Annotated in this window: 2 protein-coding genes, 1 pseudogene and 1 CRISPR repeat array; all 3 genes and pseudogenes read left to right on the forward strand. The window is 33.2% G+C overall.

Translation table 11 applies throughout. The features are described from left to right. Positions 1 to 117: 117 nt before the first annotated feature. The 3 genes and pseudogenes from cas9 (at position 118) to DW059_RS16000 (ending at position 4,317) form a co-directional block, all read left to right on the forward strand. A pseudogene (gene cas9 / locus DW059_RS16625) lies at positions 118 to 3,011 on the forward strand (type II CRISPR RNA-guided endonuclease Cas9). Further along, positions 3,008 to 3,709 carry a type II CRISPR-associated endonuclease Cas1 gene (gene cas1, locus DW059_RS14940; RefSeq protein ID WP_117699315.1) on the forward strand — a complete coding sequence of 234 codons (702 nt, stop codon included), beginning with the start codon at positions 3,008 to 3,010 and terminating at the stop codon, positions 3,707 to 3,709. Before cas9 ends, cas1 begins: the two are co-directional and overlap by 4 nt. A gap of 4 nt (positions 3,710 to 3,713) precedes the next feature. Next, positions 3,714 to 4,078: a CRISPR direct-repeat array (repeat unit 36 nt; unit sequence GTTTGAGAGCTTTGTTAATTCAGAAAGATGTAAAAC). Between the two features lie 80 nt (positions 4,079 to 4,158). Continuing rightward, positions 4,159 to 4,317, forward strand: a complete 159-nt coding sequence (locus DW059_RS16000) for a hypothetical protein (RefSeq protein ID WP_158552139.1) — start codon at positions 4,159 to 4,161, stop codon at positions 4,315 to 4,317. The last annotated feature ends 352 nt before the right edge of the window (positions 4,318 to 4,669 follow it).

Here is a 4,669-nt window from a genome sequence, read left to right on the forward strand (position 1 = left end):
GTGATGCAGATGGTTCCTATGCATCATATGTAGGATCTTATAACTCAAAAAATAAGGAAAGAAGAGTTGGAAATAAAAAGAACTTCGGAAGAATTGTATAAGGAAATTAAGAAACTTTTGAAAGATGCTCAAAAAGAAGATGAGAATGTACAGAAAATACTTACATCTATTGAAAATGAAACATTTTTACCGAAACAGCTGACAGCATCTAACGGAGTAATTCCAAATCAGGTGCATGCAAGAGAAATGAAGAAAATACTTTCAAATGCAGAAATTATCTTCCATTTTTAACGGAAAAGGATGAAACAGGGTTGTCGGTATCAGAAAGAATATTAAAACTCTTTACATTTCAAATACCGTATTATGTAGGACCAACATCAGAAAACAGTGGCAAAAATGGAGGAAATGGTTGGGTTGTAAGACGAGAAGATGGACAGGTTTTACCATGGAATATTGATGAGAAGATAGATATGAAAGCGACATCAGAAGCATTTATATCACGGATGGTGCGGCGTTGCACATATATTAGCGGAGAACAGGTATTGCCGAAAGCTTCACTGGAATATCAAAGCTATTGCGTTCTTAATGAAATTAATAATATTAAGATTGATGGGGAGAGAATCTCGGTTGAGTTAAAGCAGGATATATACAAAGCTGTATTTCAAAAAGGGAAAAAAGTAACAAAGAAGCAGTTATGTAAATACTTATATACAAGAGGAATTATTGAAACAGAAGAGCAGGTTACAGGAGTGGATGTTTCAATAAATAGTGCATTAACAACATATGGTAAATTCAAACCGATATTTGGTGAGGATATTTCTAAAGACAGTGTTCAGAAAATGATAGAGGACATAGTATTTTGGTGTACGGTCTATGGAGATTCTAGAAAATTCCTGAAAGCTAGAATAGAAGAAAAATATGGAAATAAACTTTCGGAAGAGCAGATTAAAAGAATTTTAGGATTTAAATTCAAAGATTGGGGTAATTTATCAAAGAAATTTTTAGAACTTAATGGAGCAGATACTTCAACAGGGGAATCAATAAGTATTATCAGAGCACTATGGAACAATAATCTGAATTTAATGGAGCTTATAAATAGCAGTTTATATAACTATAAAGAATGCCTGGCAGAATATCAAAATACAATGCTGAAAACATTATCTGAGATTGAAGCGGAAGATTTGAATGAATATTATTTTTCTGCTCCGGTAAGGAGAATGATTTGGCAGACAATTCTCGTGATTAAAGAGTTGGTTAAAGTATTGGGCTGCGAACCAGAGCGTATATTTGTTGAAATGACAAGAAAACCGGATGAACATAAAACCCGGACTTCAAGCAGACGTAATAAATTTGAAGAATTATATAAAAAAGTAAAAGATGAAACTACTGATTGGATGCAGGTGATTGCTAATGCAGAGGAAGATGGAAAAATCAGAAGTAAAAAAATGTATCTTTACCTCACTCAAAAAGGAAGATGTATGTATACTGGAAAGCATATAGAATTGGATGATTTATTCGATAATAATCTGTATGATATAGACCATATTTATCCAAGGCATTTTGTGAAAGATGATAATATTGATAATAATCTGGTTTTAGTCTGCAAAGAAAAGAATGCGCATAAGAGTGATCATTACCCAATAGAGGAGGAAATCTTTTTATCACAGAAAAAAATGTGGCTGGAGCTTAGAAAATCTGGATTTATTACAGAAGAAAAATATAATCGTCTTATGGATAGAAATCCATTTAGTGATGAACAAAAAGCGGGATTTATTGCAAGACAGCTGGTAGAAACCAGCCAGGGAACAAAAGGTGTAGCAAATATACTGCGACAACTTTTACCGGGCAGTAAGATTGTTTATGCAAAGGCGTCAAATGTATCTGAATTTAGGCATACAAGGGATGATATTCCGAAGAGTCGTCTGGTTAATGATTTCCATCATGCTCATGACGCATATCTTAATATTGTAGTTGGAAATGTATATTATGTGAAATTTACTCAAAATCCGCTTAACTTTATAAAAAAAGATTATGATAATTATAAAGAAGATTATAATTTGTCAAAAATGTTTGACTGGGATGTAAAACGTAATGGTGAAGTGGCATGGATTGCACAGAGAAAGGATGGAGAGGCAGGAACAATAACTACCGTAAAGCGGATGTTAAGCAGAAATACCCCGTTGATGACCCGATATAGTTTTGAAGGAAAAGACGGATTGGCAAATGAGACTCTTTACAGTGCTAAAAAAGCTAAAGGTGAGGGATATATTCCGTTTAAGTCATCAGATGATAAAATGCAGGATGTTACAAAATATGGAGGATTTACGAAGGTAACCGGTGCATATTTCTTTTTAGTAGAACATACTGAAAAGAAGAAACGAATCCGGACAATTGAATCGGTGCCGGTGTATTTGACCCGAAAGATAGAACAGAAACCGGGCGAATTAAAAAAATACTGTGACGAAATATTGGGACTTGTTGATGCAGATATAAGGCTTAAAAAGATAAAAATAGGCTCTTTAATAAAGAGGAATGGTTATTTCTGTTATATTACCGGGAAAACAGGAAATCAATTAAGTGTGCGGAATGCAGTAAATTTATGCTTAAAAAATGAGTGGATAAAATATATTTCAAAGCTGGAAAAAGTCAAAGAAAAAGATACTATAGATAAGATTATCACAAAAGAAAAGAATGAGGTTTTGTATTCAGAACTTATACAGAAATTTAAACATTGTATTTTTTCAAAAAGACCAAATCCTGTTGGAGATAAGCTGGAAAAAGGCAGTGAAAAGTTTAGCAATTTATCAATCAAAGAGCAATGTGCGGTATTGTGTCAAATATTACAATTAGCGGCTGTTTTAGGAAGTGAATGTGATATGACATTATTGGGCGAATCTGCACATTGTGGAAAAATGTTGATAAGTAAGAAAATTGGAGATGAAGAAATATATCTGATTAATCAATCTGTAACAGGATTGTATGAAAAGAAAATCAATCTCCATACGGTATGAGCTGGCGGACTGTTGTCATCTCAAGCAGTGCGAAGTTAGATTATCAGATGGGTTATTTGATAGTGAGAAATCAGGATGTTGTCAAAATACATATTAGTGAAATTTCTATATTGATGATTGAAACGACATCCGTTTCTCTTACTGCAGCATTACTTTGTGAGTTGACGAAAAAGAAAATAAAAGTGGTATTTTGTGATGAAAAAAGAAATCCTTCCTCTGAATTAATTCCATATTACGGAAGCCATGACACGAGTATGAAAGTGCGGAAACAAATTGCGTGGTCGGAGGATATAAAAACATCGGTATGGACGGAAATAGTTACTGAGAAAATCAGAAAACAGGCTGAAAATCTTGAAAGATGGGATAGAACGGAAGCTCAGATGCTTTATGAATATATTACACAGATTGAGTTTGGTGACGCAACAAACAGAGAGGGGCATGCAGCAAAAGTTTATTTTAATGCATTGTTTGGTTTGGATTTTACAAGGACAGCTGAAAACAGTATAAATGCTGCATTGAATTATGGCTACAGTTTACTACTTTCTACTTGTGCTAGAGAAACAGCCCTAAATGGGTATATTACGCAGATTGGATTATTTCATGATAATATTTTTAATCAATTTAATTTGGCATCTGATTTAATGGAACCATTTCGACCGATAGTGGATAATCTTGTAAAAACGATGCATCAAAGCTAAATATGTTTGAGAGCTTTGTTAATTCAGAAAGATGTAAAACACATGAGGTTTGATATGCTTTCGCCGCTTTGTTTGAGAGCTTTGTTAATTCAGAAAGATGTAAAACTTTACTGCATTAATAGACCCGGACGAAGTAGTTTGAGAGCTTTGTTAATTCAGAAAGATGTAAAACCTCAGCATTTCTCCGATAAAGCTCGTTTTGTTTGAGAGCTTTGTTAATTCAGAAAGATGTAAAACCTCTCTCTGCTCTCTTCTCTCCCTTGGCTCGTTTGAGAGCTTTGTTAATTCAGAAAGATGTAAAACAGTGGATGAATTGCAATTGACATTACACCTGTTTGAGAGCTTTGTTAATTTGTAGAGTTATAAAACAAAGTACCTTATTATGCCGATACCCTGATTTGAGAACTTTGCTGTTGGGTGATATAAAAAACGAAAGGTGGTGGTAATAAGTGAGTAATGAACATAAGGCAATTTTTAAAGCTTATCTGCGAAATCTTATGAGACAATTAGAGGCAATGGAAAAGGAATTTGAGAATAATGACATTGAAAATGCTAAAAAAATTCTCAGCGATTTAATCCAAGATACAAAAGATAGTATAGAAGATTAGTAATTGAAATTATGTGGAAATGAGAATGGCGAAAGTTGTTCTCATTTTGCGTTTTGTTACATCCAAGATACAAAAGATAGTATAGAAGATTAGTAATTGAAATTATGTGGAAATGAGAATGGCGAAAGTTGTTCTCATTTTGCGTTTTGTTACATGATTGCTTTTATTAATTAAAATATACACATAAAAGTCAATTTGAGAATAATGACATTGAAAATGCTAAAAAAATTCTCAGCGATTTAAATCCAAGATACAAAAGATAGTATAGAAGATTAGTAATTGAAATTATGTGGAAATGAGAATGGCGAAAGTTGTTCTCATTTTGCGTTTTGTTACATGATTGCTTTTATTA

Source organism: Roseburia sp. AF42-8 (assembly GCF_003435965.1).
Taxonomy (GTDB): Bacteria; Bacillota; Clostridia; order Lachnospirales; family Lachnospiraceae; genus Roseburia_C; species Roseburia_C amylophila.